The organism is Nostoc mirabile CHAB5784 (assembly GCF_020829645.1).
GTDB lineage: Bacteria > Cyanobacteriota > Cyanobacteriia > Cyanobacteriales > Nostocaceae > Nostoc > Nostoc mirabile.
In genome coordinates this window covers 79,304-103,617 of sequence record NZ_JAIVFS010000025.1, presented here as the reverse complement: position 1 = coordinate 103,617, position 24,314 = coordinate 79,304, and the positions used below count along the sequence as shown (strand labels likewise).

Below are 24,314 nucleotides of genomic sequence, written 5' to 3'. Positions count from 1 at the left end.
ACTCGATGGATTGGATCACCATAAGAGCGGAAATCGTAACTGTAAGGTTTAGCCATAGTAAATCAGGCGAGAGTCGGTCATGATAATACTTATAGTCTATGTCCTAATGGGCTAGACGGTTGCTATAGTATCAGTTTCAGTCCCTAAAAAGCAGGACGCTACGTGTAGCTTGCTTCCCCGTAGGGGTAAGACAGGTCTTACAGTGAGCTTGCCGAACTGCTGAGGAACCATCGGGGTTTAAATCCCCCGAAGTTGCCACAACGCGGGGAACCCGCGCAAGGCACTTCTCTTTTCTACGAGACGCTACGCGAACGTCTGAAATGTCTTTGATTTTGAATTTTGAATTATTAACACTTGTGACTGTGACACCGTGAGTGCTGATTTATGAGTTATGAGTTATGAGTTGAGAATAAAATTTAATTCCTCACTCCTAACTCCTCACTCCTAACTCTCAATCAGCACTCATAACTCTTATAGGTTGCCGTTGCGAAATGCCAGCAAAAAGATTACCACTGGCCCAGCAATCACAATTAGCGCCACGGACAGCAATTGGAAAATAACTTCCCAATTAATACTGGTAAAAGCGTTAAACAAAGAGTCAAACATTTTTCCTTTTCTCCTCTCAATTGCCTTAAAAAATTCAATAACTTAATTACAAAACCCGCAATCGATCATATCTGGCTATGGCCTGTTAGATTTAATTTACTTAACAAAATTATAAGAAAAGATATAAAAACGTAAAATAAGGGGATTGGGGACTGGGAAAATTTTCTCAATACCTAATCCCCACTCCCTAATCCCCAATCCCCAGTCCCCAATCCCTACTCCCCAATCTAAAATGTCAACTTGGCAATGTGTAAAACAATGTGGAGCCTGCTGTAATCTTGATCCAGCAGAGCGTCCAGATTTGGATGAGTACCTCTCACCACCAGAACTAGAACTCTACCTCAGCATGGTAGGCGAAGGGGGATGGTGCGTTAACTTCGACCATACCACGCGAGAATGCCGCATCTACTCAGATCGTCCTCGTTTCTGCCGTGTGGAATCAGAAGTTTTTCAAGATATGTATGGTGTTGAACCAGAAGAAGTTAACGATTTTGCTATCGACTGCTGTCGCCAGCAAATAGAAGGAGTATACGGCGATCGCAGTCTGGAAATACTACGCTTCAATAAAGCTGTCGGGCTGTGACACTCCCATTACTCGTTTTAGTATCTGGAGTTGCAATTTATTACAACAATCTGAGAATATGATAGAAATATGAAAACAACCTCGCAACAAAACTATTGCCTGTGAAACTTGATTCTGCTCCTTTGGACATTTCTGGCATATCTCAGACTGAGATCGAGCTAGAACTGAAAGACAGCAATGATTTTAACTTAACTCCTGCGATCGCCCAAGCAGTTCAGCCTGTAGTTGCCGATAGTCCTCAGAAGCAGCAATCAGCACTAGTAGTTTTTGGTACAACTTTTATAACCATTTTTCTAGCAGAAATTGGAGATAAGACTCAGCTATCCACCTTGTTAATGAGTGCAGAATCTCATTCGCCGTGGGTGGTATTTATCGGATCTGCGGCTGCGCTGATAACCACCAGCTTATTAGGCGTGCTTTTAGGTAGTTGGATAGCCACCCGACTCAGCCCAAAAACTGTAGAAAAATCAGCAGGTGTGATGTTGTTGGTAATTTCTCTAATGCTCTTTTGGGATGTATTTACTAGTCATTAGTCATTAGTCATTAGTCATTAGTCATTAGTCATTTTCCTCCTGCCTCCCCTGCCTCCCCCACTCCCCACTCCCCACTCCCCACTCCCCCTTAATAATATGGATTGGCATCTTTTAGGACTAAGCTTTATTACAGTTTTTTTATCAGAATTGGGTGACAAAAGTCAGCTAGCAGCGATCGCACTTTCAGGGCGTTGTAATTCTCCGCGTGCAGTATTTTTTGGTGCAGCAGGCGCATTGCTGTTGACAAGTCTGTTGGGAGCATTAGCAGGGGGTGCAGTAGCAGAATTATTACCTACACGCTTGTTAAAAGCGATCGCTGCTGTGGGATTTGCCATCCTCGCTGCACGCCTGCTGTTATTTAACAATGAACCATCGGCAGATTCTGAGCAAACACCTTAAAGAAGAATTCAGAATTCAGAATCCAGGAATCAGAATTATTCTTCATGGGGGATTGGAAACCGCCAAGGTTTTAAACTAATAAGTAATATCAAGTACGTCGGATTACTTATAATAAAATCTATCAATGTAGGTTGGTAGGTTGGGTTGAACTTAAGTGTTACCCAACATGAACATGGATCAAATGTTGGGTTTCGTTCCTCAACCCAACCTACAGATATTATAAGTGTTTAATCGAACCTGATATAACTACGCAAAATTACCCATAATAAAAGAACCCCACCCCCAACCCCTCCCCGCATGCGGGGAGGGGAGACAAAGCATAGCTTTGGCGGGTGGGGTTCTCCGGGTTTAATAAGCGATCAAGCGGACATAATATCACCCAGTACTTCTCTACGAGACGCTGCGCGAACGACAAGCTCAGTAACCATCGGACTCGAATTCATACTGAATTCTGACGCCTCGGCAAAGCGTCTCCGGCTTTGCTCCTGAATTCTGAATTCTTCTTTACAAAAGTTCCCAATTGGTTCCTTTGTAGCCGTATTGAAAAATTTCTGGATGCAAAATTTCTGCCAAAATTTCTAGAGAATCGACCAGTCGCGGCCCTGGACGATTGAAAAAAGAATTGCCATCAGTGATGTAGACTCTGCCAGCTTTCGTAGCGTGCAGTTTTTCCCAGTCTGAATGTTGAGTTAATAAATTGGCTTCTTGGCGAGTGCGATTTAAATCAAAGCCACAAGGCATAAAAACAATTACATCAGGATCGGTTGTTAATAGTGTTTCCCACGGCAAGATAGGAGAAGGCTGACCTGTAGTGCAAAATAAGGACTGTCCTCCTGCTAAGTTAACTAATTCTGGAATCCAATTGGCGGCTACCATCAAAGGATCAGTCCACTCGATACAGGCGACTGTAGGCAGTTCATTTAACGAAAGTCCCTGGATTTTTTGCTGACAAATTTTGACGCGAGCTTCTAAGTTTTCTATGACTTTTACAGAATCTACGCCAAAGGTGTTACCGACTCGCTCAATGTCAACCCAAATATCCTGGAGAAGATTGGGTTGTAAAGAAATAATCTGCGGTTTACTGTCAATGAGTGTAGCAACTGCCTTTTCAACATCGTGTAAGCTGACAGCACAAACATCACACTGGTCTTGAGTGAGAATGTGGGTAGGCTGCAATTTCTCTAAAACATCTGTTTTGATTTGGTAAATACTGAGAGCAGATTGCAATAAATTGCTCACTTCATCATGAATTTGGCTGCTGGAGGCGTTGGAGTTTAAGCGTGCTTCGGTACAAATAGGGCGATTGAGGATTTCTGGAGGGTAATCGCATTCGTGCGATCGCCCCACAATAGCATCAACCAAGCCTAGTGTCGCTAAAATCTCCGTTCCACCGGGAATCAGGGAAACAATTCTTACATTACTATCGGTCATCGCTCCACCTCCACAAAAGCTGCCGTCACTTCAATTCTTGCAAAATTTGAGTCATTAGGCATCTTTCTCTAGGAGAATTAAGCGTGTTTTGGTAGTCAACACTCAGTAATAAATTAAACTGAGTGTTGGGTATTGAGAAGAGTCTTTCCTAGTCCTCAGTCCCCAGTTCCTAGTCCATAGACTCAAATTCAAAATACTATACTACTTGATAGTAGAATTACTTGATAGTAGAATTCTTGGAAATGCTAATTATCCCCTGGCGAAAATCACTGTCATGAAGTAACAGAAACGATGAACAAAATCTACTTTGAAACATCTTATCCAAAATCATAAATTTTAATTAGAAAAAATATACATTCCGGTGATGAAAAACCATATCAAGTAATTGTAGTTATACAAAGACGGTTCTAATTTTATTGTAGAACTGCAAGGCAAAATTGTTTCTTCTTGAGGTCAACTAATGCAGGTGGTGTCAGCTAGAGATATTACAGAGCGCAACCAGTCCCAAAAGGCTTTGCAAATCAAAGAAAATCGTCGGCGAAAACAAAGCCAGACGCTGGTGCAGTTGGCAAGAAGCAAGACATTTCAGCAAGGTGATCTCAATGCGGCTTTAAGAGAAATAACAGAGGCTGCTGCTCGGACGCTTTTAGTGAAGCGAGTTGGTGTATGGTTATTTAATCAAGAACGTTCAAAAATTGAATGCATCGATTTATATGATGTAAATACCAAGAAGCATAGTTTTGGTAACTCGCTTTCAGAAAAAAATTATCCAGCTTATTTCCAAGCTTTAGAAGAAGAACGTACCATTGCCGCAGATGATGCCATAAACGATACAAGAACCCAAGAATTATCCGAGTCTTATCTTTCAGTTTCGGGCATCACATCCCTGCTGGATGCACCGATTTGGCTAGAGGGTCGTTTGATAGGCGTAGTCTGTCACGAACACATAGGCGAAGAACGCCAATGGACTTTGGAGGAAGAGACTTTTGCTGGCTCGATTGCAGATTTCGTGACGCTGGCTATAGAAGCGAAGGAGCGAAACCTCGTAGAAGAAGCATTGCGACATAGTGAGGCGCAATTTCGGGCGATTTTTGAGCGTTCTTCTATCGGCATTGGACTTATAGATATGAAAGCGCAGATAGTCGATACTAATCTGGCACTGTGCGAGATTTTAGGATACAGCCGAGAAGAGCTATACGGCAAGCGCTTTACAGATTACATTTCCCCACAAAGGGGGGATTTAAAACTTTACAAACAACTGATATCAGGAATTCACACAAACTTAAAAAGAACTTCGAGGGTAGGCTTCCAACCTTCCAAACATCAGGAACAGTTTGTCGAAAGACATCGGATTGAAATGGAAAGACGCTGCCTGCATCAAAATGGTAGCTTAGTTTGGACTCATATCTCTGTTTCTGTTATACCAGCCAGCAATGGTGAACCTGAGTTTTTTCTAGCGATGATTGAGGATATTACTGAACGTAAGGAAACAGAGTTGAAACTTCGTGCCTCTCAAGAAGCAGCAGAAGCTGTCAGTCGGGCAAAAAGTGAATTTTTAGCAACCATGAGCCATGAGTTGCGGACGCCTCTCAATGCAATTATGGGTTTGTCGCAGTTGTTGCAACAAGAAATAGTTGGCTCTCTCAATGAAAAGCAGAACGAATATGTAAATTGTATATACAGTAGTGGTGAATATCTGCTGGCACTGATTAACGATATCCTTGATTTATCTAAGGTAGAAGCAGGCAAAGAGGAACTGTTACTCTCAGCTTTGCCAGTGTCAGATTTATGTAATTATGCTATATGGACAGTGCGCGATCGCGCCTTAGAACAGGGATTGCAACTCACCTGTAAAATTGACCTAGAAGAGGATATTTGTATTGCTGATGAGCGGCGCATTAAGCAAATGCTACTCAACCTGCTCACCAATGCGATTAAATTCACCCCAGCCGGTCAGGTATCGCTGGTAGTCAAAAAAGTATCGCAAGGAATAACGTTTACAGTTTCAGATACTGGAATTGGTATAGACTCAAATCAGTTTCAATTTCTATTTGAACCCTTTAAACAACTTGACAGTCGGTTAAATCGGCAGTATGAAGGTACTGGTTTGGGTTTAGCTTTAACACGCAAATTAGCGCGTTTGCATGGTGGAGATGTGACTGTTACATCGACTTTGGGAGAAGGTAGTCAGTTCACTCTATTTCTACCAAATTTAGTGGATATGCAAACAGAACAAGATGAAGGAAATCAGCAAGATACAGCAGCAACATCCTCCCCAGCTACCCCCCAAAATAAAATCATTTTACTTGTGGAAGAAGATAAAAATACTGCCATAGTATTGCAAGATTATCTTCAGACAATTGGCTATAAAGTTAAGTGGATAGACAGCGTAAATAAATTTTTAGAACAAGTGCGAAACCTCCGACCAAATTTAATTTTGTTGGATATCCAGTTAGTAGGTGATGCTAATAGCCGGGATTTGCTAAATGTTCTCAAACAAGAGCCTTATTTACCAGATTTGCAGGTGGTGATGATGGGCTTTAGTGACCTTCCACAGGAAAAGCTTTCTATTCTGCAAGCTGGTGCTAACGACTATCTTCTTAAACCAATTCGGGTAGTCCAATTAGAGTCAATATTGACACGATATTTGAGTTATAGCGATTTTCAGAACAACCAAACATCCTTTTAGAGCGGAGCGATCGCATTCATATTTTTAGTCTTAAAGAGGTATTGTAAAATCATGCGAGGCGATCATCTAACCTTCATCATCCCTTAGGCGTAGCCTAACCCAGGCATCGCTGCCATCAATATAAAAGTGTGAATATTATACAAAGTTCAGTATTTTTATATACATTTATCAATCAATAATGTGAAGACTATGCAAAGATGTCTCTTTAAGTATAGACATCTAAGTAAATATTTTGTATTTAGTTATCATGTTGCCAAAAGCTTCAACTCTTTGCGAGTTAATTGTGTCCTAAAACAGCACTAATACCAATTCACGAAAATCCTGATACATATAGATTTCTCGTAGGGGCAAGGCGCAATGCCCATAGGTGTCAACTTAAGCTCAAACGCTTATCCACAAGCGTTTTACCCCACCCCTCAATCCCCTCCTTGCTTGCGGGGAGGGGAAGTTTTGGCTTTAGACAAAACTGGGGAACTCAATATCACGTCTTTACAAGAGTTTCACGTTAAGTTGACACCAATGGGCATTGCCATGCCCTTACCAGGGTATTTGTATCATTATTAAAGTGAAATGGTGTAACAGTAGGTTGATAACTTAAGTTAGTAAAAAATCGATTCAGGTAGGTAAAAGTTATGGCAAATATCATTGGAACCAACGGTAATGATACTCTAGTGGGCGACTACTTCGACGGGGATACAATTGACGACTACTTCGACGGGGATACAATTGACGGTCTAAGAGGGAACGATACCATCACAGGTGGTAGGAACAATGATATCCTGACTGGTGGCAGCGGCAAGGATAAATTTGTTTATGACTTGTACGACGGCATCGATATTATCACCGATTTCGGTGGCGTAGGTAAAGGCTCAAATCCCTCGGCAGCAGTCATTGCCGAAGTGGATACCCTGATATTCCAAGATAGAACTGCCCGAAATCTGCTACTCGTCCAAAATGGTAACAATCTGGAAATTACCTTTGAAGAGGTGGGTGATCTGGGTGATCTGGTTGGTAACTATCTGGTTTACTCTGGCGATCCAGATTTCGTTGAGACGAAAGTCATCTTGCAAAACTTTACCCTGGAAAACCTAGATAACCTATCAACGCTGGGCAATATCCAGTTTTCTGCGCAAAGCACCATCAGTGATAGCTTTGATGTCGTCAATGCCAACTCCACCCAAGAGAACCCGTTCAACAAGAAGAGAGTTACCTTTTTTAACGACCTGAATAACTATGTCATCGGCTTTGACAACTCAAATGATGTCATCAATGGTCAGGGAGGTAATGACACCATCAACGGCAAAAGTGGCAACGACCTGCTGCGCGGTGGTACGGGGAATGATACTCTCATTGGTGATCTGGGCAATGACACCCTTGTTGGTGGTACTGATAAAGACCTGCTGCGAGGTGGTACGGGGAATGATACTCTCATTGATGATAGTGGCAACAACATCCTCAACGGTGGCACTGGTAACGATACCTTGAATGTTGAGGGTTCAACAGGCGATAACCTACTCTCTGGGGACAATGGCAATGATTATCTCTTTGCCTCCAACACCTATCGCTACCCCTTGTATTCTACTTCAGGGAATAACACCCTCAACGGTGGCGCTGGTGACGATACCTTGGATGTTGACGGTTCAACAGGTGATAACCTACTTTTTGGGGACAATGGCAATGATTATCTCTCTGCCTCTGGTTACTTCGACTACTTCTACTTTGAGAAATATGAGACTTCAGGCAATAACACACTCAACGGTGGTGATGGTAACGATACCTTGGATGTTCGATCTTCAACAGGCGATAACCTAGTCTTTGGGGGCGATGGCAATGATTATCTCAGTTCCTATGCCTACACAATTAGAGGCAGTCTCTTTGACTCCTCAGGTAATAACACTCTCAACGGTGGCGATGGTAACGATACCTTGATTGTTGGTGGAACAGGCGATAACCTAGTCTTTGGGGGCGATGGCAATGATTCTCTCTCTGTCTATGGCTACTTTGAATCCTTCCAAGAATTCAATAATGTTCCTGGAAATAACACCCTAAACGGTGGCGCTGGTGACGATACCTTGAATGTTGACCTACCACAAAGCGATAACCTTCTAAATGGGGGCGATGGTAATGATTCTCTTTTTGTCTCTCGCCAGTATTATTACAACGATGATGGCGCTTTTGGAAATAACACCCTAAACGGTGGTGCTGGTGACGATACCTTGAATGTTTACCTACCACAAAGCGATAACCTTCTAAATGGGGGCGATGGTAATGATTCTCTTTTTGTCTCTCGCCAGTATTATTACAACGATGATGGCGCTTTTGGAAATAACACGCTAAACGGTGGTGCTGGTGACGATACCTTGAATGTTGACGGTTCACCGGGTGATAACCTACTCTCTGGGGGCAATGGCAATGATTATCTCTTTGCCTCTCGCTCCTACTACAACTACTACTTGGAAAACGACATCTACAACTACATTTATGAAGCTTCTGGCAAGAACACCCTCAACGGTGGTGCTGGTAACGATACCTTAAATGCTGACATATCAAAAGGCGATAACCTACTCTCTGGGGGCAATGGCAATGATTATCTCTTGGCCTCTGGCAACCTTGACGGTAATATCGCCTCAGGTAATAATACCCTCAACGGTGGCGCTGGTAACGATATCTTGAAGGTTGACAATTCTACAGGCGATAATCTACTTGATGGGGGCAATGGCAATGATTTCCTCTCTGCCTCTGGCGCCTTGGGCAATAACACCCTCAAGGGTGGCGCTGGGAATGATACCCTAACAGGTGGGAACGGTAATGATACCCTCTATGGAGGAAATGGTGCTGATACCTTTGCTTTCAATAGTTATAACGAAGGCGTTGATAGTATTTATGACTTCAACGCAAATAATGAAGATATTCAGGTATCGGCTGCTGGTTTTGGTGGGGGGTTATCTCTATATTTCCTCTCTGCTAGTCGGTTTACACTTGGAACATCTGCAACAACGATCGCTCAACGATTTATCTATGATAACAGTACAGGTGCATTGTACTTTGACCAAGATGGCAGTGCAGATGCGTTTACTCAGGTAAAATTTGCACAACTATTTGGTGGAGTGTCACTAACCAATAACAATTTTTATGTGATTGCTTAATCGTGATGAGCGCTTGATGATTCTAGCCAGATAAAAATAATAAATTCTGGAAATGTGAGGTGCTATTATAGGCATCTCGCATTCGATTTATTAATGAAAATAGTGTTAACAACGCAATCGATATAGCAATCCTAAATCATTCTAAGTAGAAAATTTTTCTCATTTTCACATGGAGAATCCCAGCTTCTTCAAATATTTCTCCTTCTTCTACAAAGTTTAATTTTTGGTATAAAACTTTTACAGACTCTTGGGCGTGAATCACAACTTCTCGAACATTTTTACTAGCTATAATCTGTAGTGCATTTTCCATGATTTTCTTCCCAATACCCTGCCCTCTTGCTGTAGATAAAACAGCAAGTCTTTCTATTTTGGCTGTTTTTTCATCTAAATATCTAATTCTGGTAGTACCTACAGCTTTCTCATCTAAATAAGCAATCAAATGCTGAGATATTTCATCTTTACCATCAAACTCTAAAGCGGGATTTACCCCTTGTTCTTCCTGAAAAACTGATTTTCTAATTGCTGCGATCGCTGGAAATTCTTCAGGTAAATCAGCAACTTTTATGATTAATATCATGTTCGCATAATTAGTTATGATTTCCACAGTCATTGCACCCCACCCCTTAATCCCCTCCCCGCAAGCGGGGAGGGGAGACGAAGCGTAGCTTTGGCGGGGTGGGGTTCTTCGGGTTTAATAAGTAATCAAGCGAACATGATATAAATTACTCATCCAACTCTTTCTATATATAGTATATAAAAAAGGTGGGCATTGCCCACCCTACAAGCTTTAATCTGCCCCTTCAATTGGTGCAAAACCTTGGCGCTGAATATTTTCTGTCACCGCGCGTGGTTCGAGGAATTGCAAGAGGTAATCAGGGCCTCCAGCTTTAGAACCTACTCCAGAAAGTTTGAATCCACCAAAGGGTTGCCGCCCAACGATCGCTCCTGTAATATTGCGGTTGATGTACAAATTCCCAACTTCAAATTCTGTCTGCGCCTGCTGAATGTGCGAAGGTGTTCTAGAATAAAGTCCTCCAGTTAAGGCGTAGTTTGTACCGTTGGCGACTGCTAAGGCTTCCTGGAAATCTTTCACCGGAATTACTGCCAGCACAGGGCCAAAAATTTCTTCCTGGGAAATTACCGCATTTGGCGATACTTCACTAAAGATGACTGGGCCGATAAAATATCCTTGTTTGGGTGCTGGTAATTCTAATGCCACTTGTGCTTCTGCCTTACCCTTTTCAATATACTCGCGGATGCGATCGCGGGCATTAGCATCAATCACCGGCCCAACTTGTGTACTCGGTAACTCTGCTTCCCCAATGTTCAAGGATTTTGTCGCTTCCACCAACCGTTGCACAAAGGCATCATAAATCGGTTGCAGCACAATCACTCTTGAAGCAGCAGAACATTTTTGTCCACTGTAACCAAATGCCGACTGCACTATCCCCACAACGGCTTGGTCTAAATCAGCACTTTCATCTACAATAATGGCATTCTTGCCACCCATTTCAGCAATCACCCGTTTCATGTGCTTTTGTCCGGGTTTTAAGATTGCCGCCTCTGCGTAAATTCTACAACCGACTTCTTGGGAACCAGTAAAAGCAATTACATGAGTATCTGGATGATTTACCAAATAAGCGCCGACTTGCGAACCCTTGCCGGGTACGTATTGAAATACACCTTTAGGAAAACCAGCATCTACTAAGATTTCTGTGAGTTTCGCTGCAATCACAGAAGATGTTTCCGCAGGTTTGAGGAGAGTACAATTGCCTGAAACCAAAGCTGCGACAGTCATACCGCAAGCGATCGCCAGTGGAAAATTCCAGGGAGAAATCACTACAGCAATTCCCCGTGGCTGGTAGATATAATGATTAGTTTCACCAGGTATGTCATAATTAACACCTTTATCTAACCGTTCTATCTCATCAGCGTAGTACCGACAAAAGTCTATCGCTTCCGAAACCTCTCCATCAGCTTCCTTAACGGGTTTCCCAACTTCCAAAACTATCCAAACTGAAAGTTCAGCGCGGCGGAGTTCCATCAAATCACCCGCTTTCCGCAAAATATCAGCGCGTTGTTTAGCTGGTGTTTTTTTCCATCCAGGAAAGGCCGCTTTCGCAGCTTGCATCGCCTGTTCTGCTTGTTCAACGCTAATCAACCCAACTTTACCAACTACTTCACTGAAATTAGAAGGATTGAGAGAATCAACAAATTCCGGCGGATTAACATACTCGCCATTAATTAGGGGTAAATAAGTTTTACCCAACTGTTGGCGAACGCTTTGAAAAGCTTGCGCTGCCTTCGTTCTCACCTCCTCCTGGGCGTAATCGGTATCAGCAGCACCGAGGAAATGAGAGTTAGGAGTTAGGAGTGAGGAGTTAGGAGTTTGTAGAGACGCGATTAATCGCGTCTGTACGTTAGGAGTTAAAGAGTTCTTTTCATCTTTGACAATCGGCGGCGCTAATAATTCTTCAATTGGTCGATTTTCGAGATTTTGCCGTAAAAAAGAACTATTAGCGGTATTTTCCAACAATCGGCGAATTAAATACGCCATTCCAGGTAATAATTCACCGTAGGGACAGTAAACTCTGACTCGATAACCCCTGTCAACCAAAGCCTTGGCAACTTTATCACCCATACCGTAGAGGACTTGTAATTCAAAGCGACGGCGGGGGACATTTAAACTTTCAGCTATGGCAATGGCGCGAGAGTGCGATCGCACATTATGGCTACCAATGGCAGAATACACATATTGATGATTTTCTAGCAACAACTGAGTGATGGTTTCAAAGTTAGCATCAGTTGCCGCTTTGTCGTTGTAAACTGGCTGTGGCCAATGCTTCTGCGCTGCTTTGATAGTTTCCTGATCCCAATATGCGCCTTTCACCAAGCGGATTGTTAGGGGATAGCCACGTTCTTTCAACCAGGAAATTAGGTCTTTAGTATCTTGCTCGCTATCACGCAGATATGCTTGAATAGTTATCCCAATATCTGTGCGTTGCCGAAACTCTTCTTCTAGTAGCAGTTTTTTCAGGATGCTAAGAGTTATGTCTTTATAGGCATACTGTTCCATATCAAAATGCACAGCTGCGCCTAATTCTTTAGCACGACGTAAGAGAATACGAATGCGATCGCTAACTCGCTCCTCACTACCTTTAGCATCTAAAGGGTCAAATTGCGAATAAAACGCCGTTAACTTCACAGAAACCTGAACTTTTGGGATTGGTTCGCCATCAGCCTCATCAATAGCCGGGATAACTGCCCAATTTTTCGATGCTTCCACCAATTGTTGGATTAATTCTAGATAGCGTTCTAGATAAGACTGCGCTTCGGCTTCGGTAATCACCGCTTCACCAAGTAAATCGATGGTGAAAGCCATTTTTTCTTTTCGTAGTCGTTCAACTGTTTTGATGACTTGTTTAATATTTTCCCCAGAAATATATTTATGAGCAAGAGTTTCAACGGCTGTACCAACGGTTGTAGCAGCAACTTGTCCTGGCATTGAGTCGGGGTTAGCAAAGTTTAGCATTCCCTTCAAAGCTGCCGGCAATTCTACAGACTCATCTCCTAAATATTCTTGTAAATGTGAGGCAATTTCTGATTTACTGTGTAAAGCAGGTAGCGTATCTATAAAGCGAAATAGTTGCACCCGCAACCCAGGATTACTCATCGCCCAAGCTAGTAACTTATCATCCCAGCGCATTTGATCCCGCAGGGAAGAAAAAAACGAACGATTTTCCTGCGTCGCTGTAAGAAGTTGTTTAGCAATTTCTTGGGTTTTAGCTTCGTAGGTGCTTGTTTGTACTTGTAATACCACAGATAATAAACTCCGTTAATCAAGGCAAGGCTTTTTGTACAAAGCCTGTGTCTTCTATTTTGACGCTTTCATTTAGCTGTCACCATGACGCTGAATTCGTAATTCGGAATATTCGTCAAAGGTGAGAAGCAATTTACTTACGCCGTGCTGTTCTAGGACTTGCAATTAAAAAAATATTCTATCGTAGGGGCGCAAGGCCCCTACCACAGATGTAGATTAAATACATAAAAACTACTGTAAACTCTACCATCACAACGTATTTAACAACGCCTGCTTAAATTCAGCAGCACTCTTAAAGTGGATTTCTGGCTTATCAACCAACGCCAAATCAATCACCTGCGCTAGTGGTTGCATAATTGTCGCATCTCGTTGGCGAATTGATATGGGATTATTCTCTAAAACTGCCACAAAGGGATCGCCTGTGAAGTTGCGGGGGAAACAACCTGTTAGCATATTGTAGAGACAAGCCGCAACTGCCCAAATATCTACCTCCGGCAGGGCATATTTAAAGTTAAGCACCTGCTGCCGCGGCATTACTCCGTCGCAATAATTACTATTAGTAGGAGAAAAACTACTGTGTCCAAATCTGTGTATGCGATCGCTGGAGTTGTTGTTGGCTTAGTCGTTAATCTCGTCGGCAACTTGCTCTCGGCGGCGATTCAACAGCAAGTTTTTTCGGATAAGTTCAGCAGACAATCAACCTGGTGGTTAGTCGGGTGTCTATTAGTAGGCGCACTAGTTGGCTGGTGGTTGGGTGAAAAAATACAAGTGCCAGCGCCAACAGCCACACCACCACAGCCAACTACCGGAAATCCAGGAACTCAGCAGACAACCCCAGTCAATCCTGATAAAGTAACTATGACTCGTCTGGGGGCAATAGCTTCCGTAATCAAGTCAAGAGGAAGTGGTGTTCGTCTTAGCGACATTTTCACACTTGGTTCCAAGATTGATATTGATACACGCGACTGACTACTTTTCATGACACACATAACAATCAATGCTCATAGCATCATTAAGCAGTTTCACGATTTCATGAAGCCAGATAGCGACATTCGGGTGTTACGCCTGACGGGGAAACCTAAGATGGGTAAAACTTACTTGCTAACTAAGGTTTTTCCAGAAGAACTGCGTCAGCATCACCAAGATTATTATTCGACTGTACTCGATTGTAATATACAGAAAATTATCGGTATCCTGGAACATATATATTTTGATCTTCTTTCACAAAATCTGACTCTTCCGAAGTTTTCTGCTGCCTATCAAGAGTGGAACAATGCCAAACCAGTAGTCGATATAAGTAAAACTACATTGATTGGTACTCATGTTAACATTACCGCAAATAGAACAGATGATATCTGGCACATGGCTAAGAATCTCACTGAAAAATTATTTATTGATTTGAATAATGTGCGTGGTAAAAAATTACTAATACTTGTGGATGCAGTAGATAACGACTCAGATACACAAAAATGGTTGATGGAAACCTTCCTTGTTCAATTAATCCATATTAAGCATTTAAGATTTGTTGTGGCTGGTCGTTCATTACCAGAAGCATCTAGTAACTATCTTGCATATTGTTGCGATTGTGAACTGAAGAAAGTTGAAGAGAAAGAAGAGTATATAAGTTACTCCAAAAAATTAGGATTTCAGATAGAAGAAAAAATAATTGAAGCTTTTGCACAAGGCTCTGGTTACACTCCTGGAATTTTTCACGATATATTCAAGAATTATTCAAATTGTCTATCAAAAAGCACAATTGGCAAGCAATAACTACATATTTGCAGCAGGAAGTATCAAATGGATGATTCATTCTTCGAGGCGTTACGAGCAGCAAATAATCCAGCAGAAATATCTGCAATTGTGGCTGAGTCAGTTTTTAATAGCTTGCCAACAGCAACAGCTTTAGTCGCACGGCGTTGTGTCATTTTGCATTGGTTTAACCAAGAAATTGTTGAAGCACTGTTGCCAGAAAGTACTTCAAATCAGGCAACAGAAGTTTATCAACAGTTAGAATCGCTTCCTTTTATTGCCTCTGTTACCTATGGATTGACTTATCACGATTTGACCCGTGAAGGATTATTAGAAGGCTACAGTGTTAGACAACCAGACTTACTGAAAGATGGGGCAAAAAAAGCGGCATTAGTCTATGAATCTCATAATAACAATTTAACAGTTGCCGCAGAAGCATTTTTTTGTCATGCCGTTGCTGGAAATTTAGCGGCAGCAATTCAGTGGCGAGATAAATTATTGGCAATTGCTACAGATAGAAAAGATTGGCAGTTTTATAATAATATTTTGCAGATGCAGCAAGAAGTTGAAAAGCTGCCTTTTGTCGAGCCTTTAAATAGCTTTTTTGCTCATGATGTTTTTATTTCTTACAGTTCTAAAGACCGAGAATGGGTACAAAATAAACTATTACCAGATTTAAAGAAACAAAGGTTAGAAATTTGGGTTGATTTTCGCAATATTAAGCCAGGTGATTCTATCGCTGCTGAAATAGAACGAGCAGTGCAAACTAGTCGCAAAATACTGCTGATTCTTTCACCAGATTACTTAAACAATGTCTGGACTCAATTCGAGCAATCTGTGCTGTATAAGCTAGAAATATCTAATTGGGCGAGTCGTTTAATTGTTTTACGTAAAGAGAAATTTGCATTTCTACCGCCTTTAAGCTACCTCAATTATGTAGATTTTGCCGAACCTAATAATTTAAATGTTGCCTGGAAGCAATTACTTGCAGCTTTGGGTAAATCAACTACTTCTGCATCTCAAGAAATTGAATTACCGCCAAAACAATGGTTCATCCCTCATCCCTACCCAATGCCACCGAATTTTACAGGGAGAGAAGTTGAGCGGCAAATGTTGAGTCAGTGGTTGGAGCATGATCGGGTTCACTCACTATTTATATTGCAGGCTTTGGGTGGCTTTGGCAAGAGCGCTTTAAGTTGGTATTGGCTGCTGCGTGATGTCAAGCGAGAACATTGGCAGCGAGTTGTCTGGTGGAGTTTCTATGAAACTGATGCTGGGTTTGACAGCTTTTTACAAAAGACACTAAAGTATTTGAGCGGTGAAACTTCAGATCAAGGTTCTATCCCAGCGCGTGAGCAAGTGGATAGACTGCTAAATTGGCTACGTCAGTCACGAGTTCTGTTGATTTTGGATGGTTTTGAGCGGTTGCTGCGGGTTTATGGCAATATGTCAGCCGCCTATCAGGGTGATGAAGATGCACATGTTGACAGCAAGGACAATGCACGAGACTGCGTTAACCCCACGGCTGAATATTTCTTGGATTCTCTAGCTAAATTAACCGGGATTCCAGGTAAAGTGCTGATGACCACTCGCCTGCGTCCTCGTGTTGTGGAAGTGAGGGAGGATGAATTGCTACCAGGCTGCAAGTCAGAGGAACTGAAGCAGATGCAGCCGGACGATGCAGTGCAGTTCTTCCTTACCCAAGGAGTGCGGGGTAGTCACACAGAAATTAAGCAGGCTGGAGAATATTATGGCTTTCACCCTTTGAGCTTGCGCCTCTTAGTTGGCTTAATTGTTCAGGATGCTCAACAACCTGGTGATATTGCAGCAGCAGCACGTTTAGATGTCACTGGTCAGTTAGTGCAACGCCAGCACCATGTTTTGCAGCAAACCTACGACAGCTTAACGCCAGAACGCCAAAAGTTATTGAGTCAAATTGCCTGTTTCCGGGGTTCGGTGGCTTACGAAAATTTAAGGGAAATAGCCGTCGAACAGGAGAATAATAGTCTTGATGCTGATTTGCAAGACTTGGTGAGTCGAGGTTTACTCCAGCATGACCAGCCAAATCACCGCTATGACCTACACCCCATTGTTCGCCGCTACGCTTACGACCGCCTCGGCAGTAATGAGCGCAGTATCGTACACAGTCAACTGCGAGACTACTTTGCCGCAGTACCGCGACCAAAACGAGTGCAGAGTTTGGATGATTTGAATCCTGTTATTGAGCTATATCATCATATGGTAAAGGCTGGGCAGTATGATGAGGCTTTTGACTTATTCAGCGATCGCATCGGTGAAACCACTCGCATCCAATTTGGTGCATATCTGTTGAATATTGAACTCCTGAAAGCCCTCTTCGCTAGTCCTGAAGAGGAACTGCCGCGACTGACGGGTAAGTGGGAGCAAGCTTCAACACTGAACTTACTTGGATTGAACTACCATTCCAGTGGTCAATCCCATAAAGCAATACTTGCTCATGAGCTAGCTATTGAAATAAGTGAGAAACAAAACAACAAGACAAACCTTGCTATTTACTTGAGAAACTTAACCCTAATTCAATTGGATTTGGGCAACCTGCAAGCAGCCGAGACCAACTTGCACCGCTCTATTGCCCTTTGCCAAGAGATTAAAAATGAGTCACAGGAGGCGTGGGGGCATTGGCTATTAGGAAGAAACTTAGCTTACCGGGGGATATTGGCTGAGGCAGAAGCAGAATTATCAACAGCCTTGGCAATAGTTGAGAATAACGGAGAAATAGGACAGCAAGTACTTATATGGAGTTATCGAGCATTAAAGACGCTACTTTTAGTACGGGCTACTAACTTAGCTCATCTAGTAGAGCAAAGGGACTTGCATAAAAATAAAATACCAGCTAGACAATCCATATCAAGAAGAATCCAAAACTTTATTGGTACATTATTCAACCGCGAATCACAAATCACAGAACAAGATACTAATCCCGTTGCCACTGCCCTAGTGGCAGCCCAGCGTTCATTAGAATTAGCAAATGAGTACGCACGCAGAAAATATCCTGATGTAGAGGACTATGTGCAGGCATACTGGCGACTAGGTGCAGCCCACCGAGTCAACGGCAATATAGAGGAAAGCGATCGCCATTTAACTGAGGCAATAACCCGTTGTCGTGCTATTAATTTAGTAAGATTTGAGGCAGATATTCTGCTGGAACTAGCCCGACTGCGGTTAGCAACAGAAAACCGAGATGAAGCGCTCAGGCTGGCTGATGAAGCGCTGGAGATAACAGAACGCTGTGGTTATGTGCTGCAAGGGGCAGATGTACATCTATTTCTGGCACAGCTAGCACTAGCAGATGACGACAGACCAAATGCATTATCTCATGCCAGGGAAGCACGACGGTTAGCAACCTGCGATGGTCCCCCTAATTACACCTACAAGGTTGCCTATGAAGAGGCTGGTGTACTGTTAGAGGAATTGGGGGAAGGGATATAATAGAAGTCACATCATGGTCGGTTAGGTACTAGGGTGTCCGCCGAGATACCGAGTACTGCGTTAGGCTCGATTGAGTAAAGAGTAACGCGCAATTGATTCTCAATAATCTGTCATTAGCCATTTTTCCGCCTATTATACAGTACATTCAGCAAATCAATCGCCCGTTTCTTCGCGGCTTCCCCACGCCTGTCATACTTACTTGTCGTATTTGGCGACGCATGACCTGCAAGTTTCGCTACTGTGACGATATCTGCACCCGCATCCAATAGATTACCGATAAAAGTTCTTTTAAAATCATCAGGTGTAAACGCTTCTACATCAGCTTTTTCCCCGTGTCGCCGCAATGCTCGTAACACTCCCTGCTCACTCATCCGCCGATGAATGATTTTATTTGCCTTATTTAAAGGATAAAAAAGCGACCCTGGTGCTTTACCCCGAATCAACAACAAATCAAGGACTGCTTGCACACCAGCTTCAGGTAAGTAAACAATTCGTTCACCCGACTTTTTGTATAATAGACCTCTTGCATAAGTCGAATAGACCCCCCTTAATCCCCCCTTATAAAGGGGAGAAACTTGAAATCTTGCGCCCTCCCCAATACATCGGGGAGGGTTGGGGAGGGGTGATTCAAGGATTTTTGCAAGAGGTCTAATGAATCTTCCGTTGTCCAGATGTTGATTGGGCGTCCAAAGTTTCATTGATTTATAACTTGTAAATATATCCGCATGAACTCACTCCTAACCCTTCCCTGCAAGTAAGCAACGGTGTACACACAAGTCGGAAAAACTTCATCCACCAAAGATTTGCGGTGAAGCAGCGCTGCAGGAGGGTTTCCCTCCGCAGGCGACTGCTGTTAGCGCAGCGTAAAGCCTGCGGCATGGCTTCGCTTAGAGCGACGCAGGAGCGTCACCCGTTCGCGTAGCGTCTCCGATAGGAGAAGGGTGCGTTACGCTGGCGTGACAAAGCTAAATTGTTGCAATCATGACGAACGCATTTGTTACTTCTGCGAACGCATTTGTTACTTTGGCGAACTCATTTGTTATTTCGGCGAACTCATTTGTTACTTCGGCGAACGCATTTGTTGCTTCGGCGAACGCATTTGTTGCTTCGGCGAACGCATTTGTTGCTTCGGCGAACTCATTTGTTATTTCGGCGAACTCATTTGTTATTTCGGCGAACTCATTTGTTATTTCGGCGTGTCCATAACGCACCCTACGAAACTACTAGAAGAGTTGAAACTTATACTGGTCATACTTGTGTGTACACCGTAGCTGCAAGTAAGGGGAGGAAAATTTGTCCCCTCTTTCTGCTAACGGAGTTAGAAGGTGAGGTTCTACTTGAAGTCTTCTACTGCTGTTTTAACAGTATGTACTTATTATTTTCCAATACTAAGAATGGGTATACTGCCTCTATGCCTACAGAAAACTTTATGGATATTTTATTTTATAACTGGCAACACACACTCCAATCCTTTGGTGTTGACCAAGTAATGGCTGAGAAAGCCTTTAGTGACTTGGTTACAGCTTACTCTACCCCTGATCGCTACTACCATACACTGAAACACATTGCTCACGTCCTCAGCACGATTCAGATTTTGCAAGGCTATACCAATAACCTAGCTGCTGTTCAACTAGCTGCCTGGTTTCATGATGTAGTATATGACACTCAAGCTCAAGATAATGAACAACGAAGTGCAGACTATGCTTTTGATCTGCTGAGTAATTTAGGTATTCCAGAAAGTACCATAACTATTGTCACGCGTCTGATTCTGAACACTAAAGACCACCAAGCTGCGGTGGATGACTATGATAGCCAAGTTCTACTTGATGCGGATTTAGCGATTTTGGCTACTAACTCAGTCGAGTATCCTGAATACGCCCATGCCATTCGTCAAGAATATGGCTGGGTGTCAGAGGCAGAGTATATCACAGGTCGTCAGCAGGTTTTAGAACGATTTTTACAGCGATCGCGTATTTACTTTACGCCTTTAATGTCAGAGTTCGCCGAACCATCTGCCCGTGGCAATATCCAGGGAGAAATTCAGTCTTTATTGTCTGGTTAGTTTCACAGCGATTCTCTTGTTTTAAATAGGTTTGAGCTTAAGTTGACACCAATACACAGCTATAAACCTGACAATTCAGGCCACAATACGCTTGGGTTAAGGATAATTGTAGGTTGGGTTGAACGAACACGAACAGCGTCCCGTAGGGAAGTGAAACCCAACAAATGCCTGAAAATGTTGGGTTACCCTGCGGGAAGCCCCTTTGGGTCTACGTTCCTCAAACGCCAGTTGCTTCAAGTCGGCAGAGCCGCCCAACGCACTGGCTCCCCAACCTACACATTTTTATTTTTTGGGCTTAACCCAAGCGTATTGATTCAGGCCATGTGCAAAAGCCCACGAAAAACCTAAACCCCTTAGCCCCCTTCCCCGACGCAAGAAGCAGGGTGGTTTCATACAACCACAGAAAAACTAAAACTGGGTTTCAAAGCCTCTCTCCGCTTCGGGGAGAGGAATGGAAGTGGGGTAAAAAGCTATGTCACAAAACGAGAAATCAAGACTTATGTATTTTTCTTTTTTCGTATGAAACCACCCTGCCTTCCCCGACGCAAGAAGGGGGAAATTCAAAGTCTCTCTCCTTTGAGGAGAGAGAAATAGAAGTGAGGTTTTCCAGATACGGTGAACAGCCAACTATGCACCCCTACGACAGACTTGTATTCCATGCAATTGGAATCGGCTAGAAATTTTGAATTACTTAACGTCTGCCAGCACCACGATGAGGCACTTCGGACACTTCCGTGTCTTGTAGCTTTCTTTTAGGTGCAAAGACTTCTTGATGTTGTTGCGGCTGAATTTTTTCCTGTGCAAACTTGACACGGGTACGAACTCCGAGATCAACATCTGTATCGAGCATTTGCTGAAGTTGATTTGTAATCCGCGACGCTTGCTCGGGTAAAGTGGCTGCGATGGCAATGGCTAGTGTTTCTAAACTCGTCACTGCTGCATAGCGCACTACCCATTCTGGATCTTGAGAAATTAGCAGTAGCGCCTCTAGTACCTGAGTCTGAATAGATTCTAGTTTCTCAGGCGGTACTTGATGCCAGCGCAAAGTGCCTAATCCCCTGGCAGCTGCCCGCCGCACACTAAGGGAAAAATCGGTTTTTGCTGCCTCTAACAAGGTATCCAGCGCCCGGACATCGCCAATTCCCGCTAAGGCACGAATAGCCCAGGCTCTAGCGCCGTAGTTGTAGTCATCAATTAGTTGCAATAGTGGCGATACTGCGGCTTCCCCGATCGCAATCAGCCCATCTACCGCCGCCACCGCCGCCCCTGGATTGTTGTAACCCAATGCTGCAATTAGTGTAGGAACAGCTTCTTCTATACCAGCTGCTGCTAACTCCTGAACTGCGTCTAATAACCGATCCGAGGAATCTGCTTCTTCTACAGCACGGATCAATATTTGGGCAAGATCGCTGTTATTCATAATAATTTTTCTTGAGTAATTTGTCGTCAGCCAATTGTAGCTTAAGCTATCCGTATTTGACATCATACATAAACCCCCTAGCCCTGATTTTACAGATAGCTAGGGGGTTTATGTGTGGTAAAAATTTTTTTATAACGTATTAATCACAACTGATTATCTAGAATTTATGACTACAACAGCGAGTCCATCAAATTCATCACTTTAATCGCACCTTCTGAGAAAGTGCTTGGTGTTATGTGATTAACTTGATGTTCTAATAATCCTTTAAGAGAAATTAGCTTTAGGCTATTTTCAGCAAGAGTCTGTGCGATCGCATCTGCTGCGGGTAGATACCCAATCGCTCCCAAATCTGCCAACACTGCTCGACGCAATTGCAATTTCTCTCCCGCCAGAGCTTGTACCAGCCGTTCTCCATAAACTGGTTCTTGGGTTAATTGATACATGGCTCGTGCAGCAGCATATTGCACCAATTCCATTGGATGCTCTAAGAATGGCTTTACCAAAGGAGTGAACTCAGTCGCCTTCAAAGTTCCCAAGGCTTCTAAAAGAGCCTCGTAGGGTTGAGATAAATCAGGCTGCTTTGATATGAGCTGCTCTAAGGGCAAACCTACTGCTAATAACTTGATTAGCGCCGGAATACAAACCGGATCGCCCAGCATCTCTAAGGATTGTGCCGCCGCTTCCCGTACATAAAAATCTGAGCAGTCTAAACACCCAATTAAAGATGATACTGCCTGGCGATCGCCTAGTTTCCCTAAAGCCCTAGCTGCGTTTCGTCGCAGAGGATATCCGCCTTCTGGTGTCCTGTCGGCTTCATCCTCTAACGCTTTGATCAGTGCTGTAACCGCAGCTGGTTCATTTATGCGAAACCTGCCCAACCACCAGGCAGCATAGAATCGCAGACCTAAATCTGCACTTTCAAGATTAGCTAGAGCTTGCTCTACTGTTAAAGATTCACCGTCGGCATTGTCACCTGTCGGTGATAAATCTTCAATTTTCTGCGGACTGAAATTCATTATCAAGAAGTAGAATCGCTTTGTTCGCTATTTGTTTGAGCTTCAGCGTTCAATGGCTGAATGCTGACTATTTTGCCACCCAAGCGAGTAATCCGCTGCATTTCTTGATTCATCCGGTTCTCAGGCACTGTGAAAAACACAGAGGCACTAGAACGAATGGGATAATTGGTTTTGTCGGTTTCTTCGCTTTGGCGCAGACCTACTACTTCATACCGAAAGTAGCGACTACTTGTTCTACTACTAATTTGTCCAACCATAAAATTAATTCCCAATTCTAAATTGTCATTAGTCTCAGTTGGTGCAGCGTCTCTCTTAGGATAAGTTCTGAGCAAAGGAAGCCTCCGCTCAGACTTCTCTATTTGTCCTTATGATTATTGACACTAAAGTGGTTTCACACTGGCTATTTTGCCACCTTGTTTTACCACTCTCTGGAAGTAAGCAGATAGTCCTTCATAAGGTATAATTACCGCTTGATTGACGCGGCGTGTGCTAGGATACCCAGCCCCAAAAACGCCTGCCACTTCAATGCGGTAGAGTCTGCCTTCTTGACCAAAAGTTCCTGCACCACCGAAAGTACTGTTGGGGGTAACGCCTTTTTCAGGAGCAACGTAGGAAAAACCTGAGGGACCACCAGAGGGAGGAACAACGACGGATGCACTATTACGACCTAGTTCGCTAGCAAGGCGGGATGACTTGCCTTTGAGTTGGGAGGTATCGCTACTGGCATAGCCGCGATAAAGTTGGAATATCCGGCTAAATCCCACAGTTTTCTGTCCTGTTTCGGTTTTAAAGCCACGATAGTAAGGCACAATATTTTCACCAAAGTTAGATTGATACTCTGGCGAATCAATATAAGAATCAATGTCGGCTTCATATCCCTTGTTTTGGTACAAGTCCAAGTGATAGACCACATCAGACTCATCATAGGGGGCACGACCCAACAAATGTTTATAGTTCAGTTCGATGACGCGAGTTTGGAAATTGTCGTAGAAAAACTTGGATTTGTATAGCTCTGATTTAGCTAGTTGACGCACAAACTCTTGCACTGTACTTTTCCCATCGCGCAGGATAGATTCAGCACTTATGAGGCGGTCAGATGTCAAGATGTAGTTGTTGCCCAAAACTTGACGATAGACGGCAGCAATTACTCTCTCAATGTCTTCTTTGGTGGCATTTGGACGCAATTCCACAGGAGACTGATCACTAAAAGGTTCTGTTCCCAAACGGGAAGCTGCTGTTGTAATAGCCATTGGTAATTTTCCCTTTGTAACTTAGTAGTTGGGAAAAGTTAGGAGTTAGGAGTTAGGAGTTAAGAGGAGGGGTAGAGTTAGGAATTCAAAACTCCTTACTTCTCACTCCTCACTCCTAACTAACAACTTCTAACTCCTCCTT

The 24,314-nt window shown here is 43.2% G+C and carries 20 protein-coding genes and 1 pseudogene; 10 read left to right on the top strand and 11 right to left on the bottom strand.

Features of this window, described 5'->3' with window-relative positions:
• Positions 1-471: 471 nt before the first annotated feature.
• Complete coding sequence (gene psb30 / locus LC653_RS18055; RefSeq protein ID WP_199784655.1) at positions 472-606, bottom strand: photosystem II reaction center protein Ycf12/Psb30; 135 nt, start codon at positions 604-606, stop codon at positions 472-474.
• Positions 607-838: 232 nt separating this feature from the next.
• Between psb30 and LC653_RS18050 the strand changes: the two genes are divergently transcribed.
• From LC653_RS18050 to LC653_RS18040, 3 genes are all read left to right on the top strand, one after another.
• Positions 839-1,189 (top strand): YkgJ family cysteine cluster protein, encoded by a 351-nt coding sequence (locus LC653_RS18050; protein ID WP_229483706.1) that lies wholly within the window; start codon positions 839-841, stop codon positions 1,187-1,189.
• Positions 1,190-1,290: 101 nt separating this feature from the next.
• Positions 1,291-1,722, top strand: a complete 432-nt coding sequence (locus LC653_RS18045) for a TMEM165/GDT1 family protein (RefSeq protein ID WP_229495820.1) — start codon at positions 1,291-1,293, stop codon at positions 1,720-1,722.
• 96 nt (positions 1,723-1,818) lie between these two features.
• Positions 1,819-2,121 carry a TMEM165/GDT1 family protein gene (locus LC653_RS18040; protein ID WP_109010448.1) on the top strand — a complete coding sequence of 101 codons (303 nt, stop codon included), beginning with the start codon at positions 1,819-1,821 and terminating at the stop codon, positions 2,119-2,121.
• 504 nt (positions 2,122-2,625) lie between these two features.
• Here LC653_RS18040 and LC653_RS18035 read toward each other — a convergent pair.
• On the bottom strand, positions 2,626-3,552 hold the full coding sequence (locus LC653_RS18035; RefSeq protein WP_229495819.1) for a cobalamin-binding protein: 927 nt from the start codon (positions 3,550-3,552) through the stop codon (positions 2,626-2,628).
• A gap of 460 nt (positions 3,553-4,012) precedes the next feature.
• On the opposite strand from LC653_RS18035, the gene LC653_RS18030 reads away from it, so the two are divergent.
• The 3 genes from LC653_RS18030 (at position 4,013) to LC653_RS46845 (ending at position 9,387) form a co-directional block, all read left to right on the top strand.
• Positions 4,013-6,241 carry a hybrid sensor histidine kinase/response regulator gene (locus tag LC653_RS18030; RefSeq protein WP_229495817.1) on the top strand — a complete coding sequence of 743 codons (2,229 nt, stop codon included), beginning with the start codon at positions 4,013-4,015 and terminating at the stop codon, positions 6,239-6,241.
• Positions 6,242-6,598: 357 nt separating this feature from the next.
• The gene (locus LC653_RS18025; RefSeq protein ID WP_229495815.1) at positions 6,599-6,805 is read left to right on the top strand and encodes a hypothetical protein; all 207 of its coding nucleotides are present in this window, start codon (positions 6,599-6,601) and stop codon (positions 6,803-6,805) included.
• A gap of 68 nt (positions 6,806-6,873) precedes the next feature.
• On the top strand, positions 6,874-9,387 hold the full coding sequence (locus LC653_RS46845) for a beta strand repeat-containing protein (protein WP_308189099.1): 2,514 nt from the start codon (positions 6,874-6,876) through the stop codon (positions 9,385-9,387).
• Positions 9,388-9,523: 136 nt separating this feature from the next.
• Here the strand turns inward: LC653_RS46845 and LC653_RS18005 are convergent, their stop codons facing one another.
• The 3 genes from LC653_RS18005 to LC653_RS17995 all read right to left on the bottom strand — a co-directional run bounded on the left by LC653_RS18005 (position 9,524) and on the right by LC653_RS17995 (position 13,741).
• Entirely contained in the window at positions 9,524-9,997 is a 474-nt protein-coding gene (locus tag LC653_RS18005) for a GNAT family N-acetyltransferase (RefSeq protein WP_372478186.1), read from the bottom strand.
• A gap of 177 nt (positions 9,998-10,174) precedes the next feature.
• Positions 10,175-13,207, bottom strand: coding sequence for an L-glutamate gamma-semialdehyde dehydrogenase (pruA, locus tag LC653_RS18000; protein WP_229495814.1), 3,033 nt, complete (start codon positions 13,205-13,207; stop codon positions 10,175-10,177).
• A 249-nt stretch (positions 13,208-13,456) separates the two neighbouring features.
• Positions 13,457-13,741: a protein kinase family protein gene (locus LC653_RS17995; RefSeq protein WP_229495812.1), complete on the bottom strand. Its 285-nt coding sequence runs from the start codon at positions 13,739-13,741 to the stop codon at positions 13,457-13,459.
• Between the two features lie 42 nt (positions 13,742-13,783).
• On the opposite strand from LC653_RS17995, the gene LC653_RS17990 reads away from it, so the two are divergent.
• From LC653_RS17990 to LC653_RS17980, 3 genes are read left to right on the top strand one after another with little or no spacing between them, the layout of a single operon-like run.
• Positions 13,784-14,176 carry a hypothetical protein gene (locus LC653_RS17990; RefSeq protein ID WP_229495811.1) on the top strand — a complete coding sequence of 131 codons (393 nt, stop codon included), beginning with the start codon at positions 13,784-13,786 and terminating at the stop codon, positions 14,174-14,176.
• A gap of 9 nt (positions 14,177-14,185) precedes the next feature.
• Positions 14,186-14,977 carry a P-loop domain-containing protein gene (locus LC653_RS17985; protein ID WP_229495808.1) on the top strand — a complete coding sequence of 264 codons (792 nt, stop codon included), beginning with the start codon at positions 14,186-14,188 and terminating at the stop codon, positions 14,975-14,977.
• 27 nt (positions 14,978-15,004) lie between these two features.
• Positions 15,005-18,424: a toll/interleukin-1 receptor domain-containing protein gene (locus tag LC653_RS17980; RefSeq protein ID WP_229495806.1), complete on the top strand. Its 3,420-nt coding sequence runs from the start codon at positions 15,005-15,007 to the stop codon at positions 18,422-18,424.
• A 113-nt stretch (positions 18,425-18,537) separates the two neighbouring features.
• Here LC653_RS17980 and LC653_RS45935 read toward each other — a convergent pair whose 3' ends face one another.
• Positions 18,538-19,122, bottom strand: coding sequence for a tyrosine-type recombinase/integrase (locus LC653_RS45935; RefSeq protein ID WP_233718333.1), 585 nt, complete (start codon positions 19,120-19,122; stop codon positions 18,538-18,540).
• A 267-nt stretch (positions 19,123-19,389) separates the two neighbouring features.
• Positions 19,390-19,635, bottom strand: a complete 246-nt coding sequence (locus LC653_RS17970) for a hypothetical protein (protein ID WP_229495802.1) — start codon at positions 19,633-19,635, stop codon at positions 19,390-19,392.
• Between the two features lie 200 nt (positions 19,636-19,835).
• Here LC653_RS17970 and LC653_RS17965 point away from each other — a divergent pair, with 200 nt between their 5' ends.
• Entirely contained in the window at positions 19,836-20,486 is a 651-nt protein-coding gene (locus LC653_RS17965) for an HD domain-containing protein (protein ID WP_229495801.1), read from the top strand.
• Between the two features lie 691 nt (positions 20,487-21,177).
• On the opposite strand, the gene cpcF is transcribed toward LC653_RS17965, so the two are convergent.
• From cpcF to LC653_RS17945, 4 genes and pseudogenes are all read right to left on the bottom strand, one after another.
• On the bottom strand, positions 21,178-21,906 hold the full coding sequence (cpcF, locus tag LC653_RS17960; RefSeq protein ID WP_229495799.1) for a C-phycocyanin alpha-cysteine-84 phycocyanobilin lyase subunit CpcF: 729 nt from the start codon (positions 21,904-21,906) through the stop codon (positions 21,178-21,180).
• A 170-nt stretch (positions 21,907-22,076) separates the two neighbouring features.
• Positions 22,077-22,922 carry a C-phycocyanin alpha-cysteine-84 phycocyanobilin lyase subunit CpcE gene (cpcE, locus tag LC653_RS17955; protein WP_229495798.1) on the bottom strand — a complete coding sequence of 282 codons (846 nt, stop codon included), beginning with the start codon at positions 22,920-22,922 and terminating at the stop codon, positions 22,077-22,079.
• Positions 22,923-22,927: 5 nt separating this feature from the next.
• Positions 22,928-23,179: pseudogene (gene cpcD / locus LC653_RS17950) on the bottom strand (rod-capping linker protein CpcD); the annotation flags it as partial.
• A gap of 123 nt (positions 23,180-23,302) precedes the next feature.
• Positions 23,303-24,172: a phycobilisome linker polypeptide gene (locus tag LC653_RS17945; protein WP_229495794.1), complete on the bottom strand. Its 870-nt coding sequence runs from the start codon at positions 24,170-24,172 to the stop codon at positions 23,303-23,305.
• Positions 24,173-24,314: the final 142 nt, after the last annotated feature.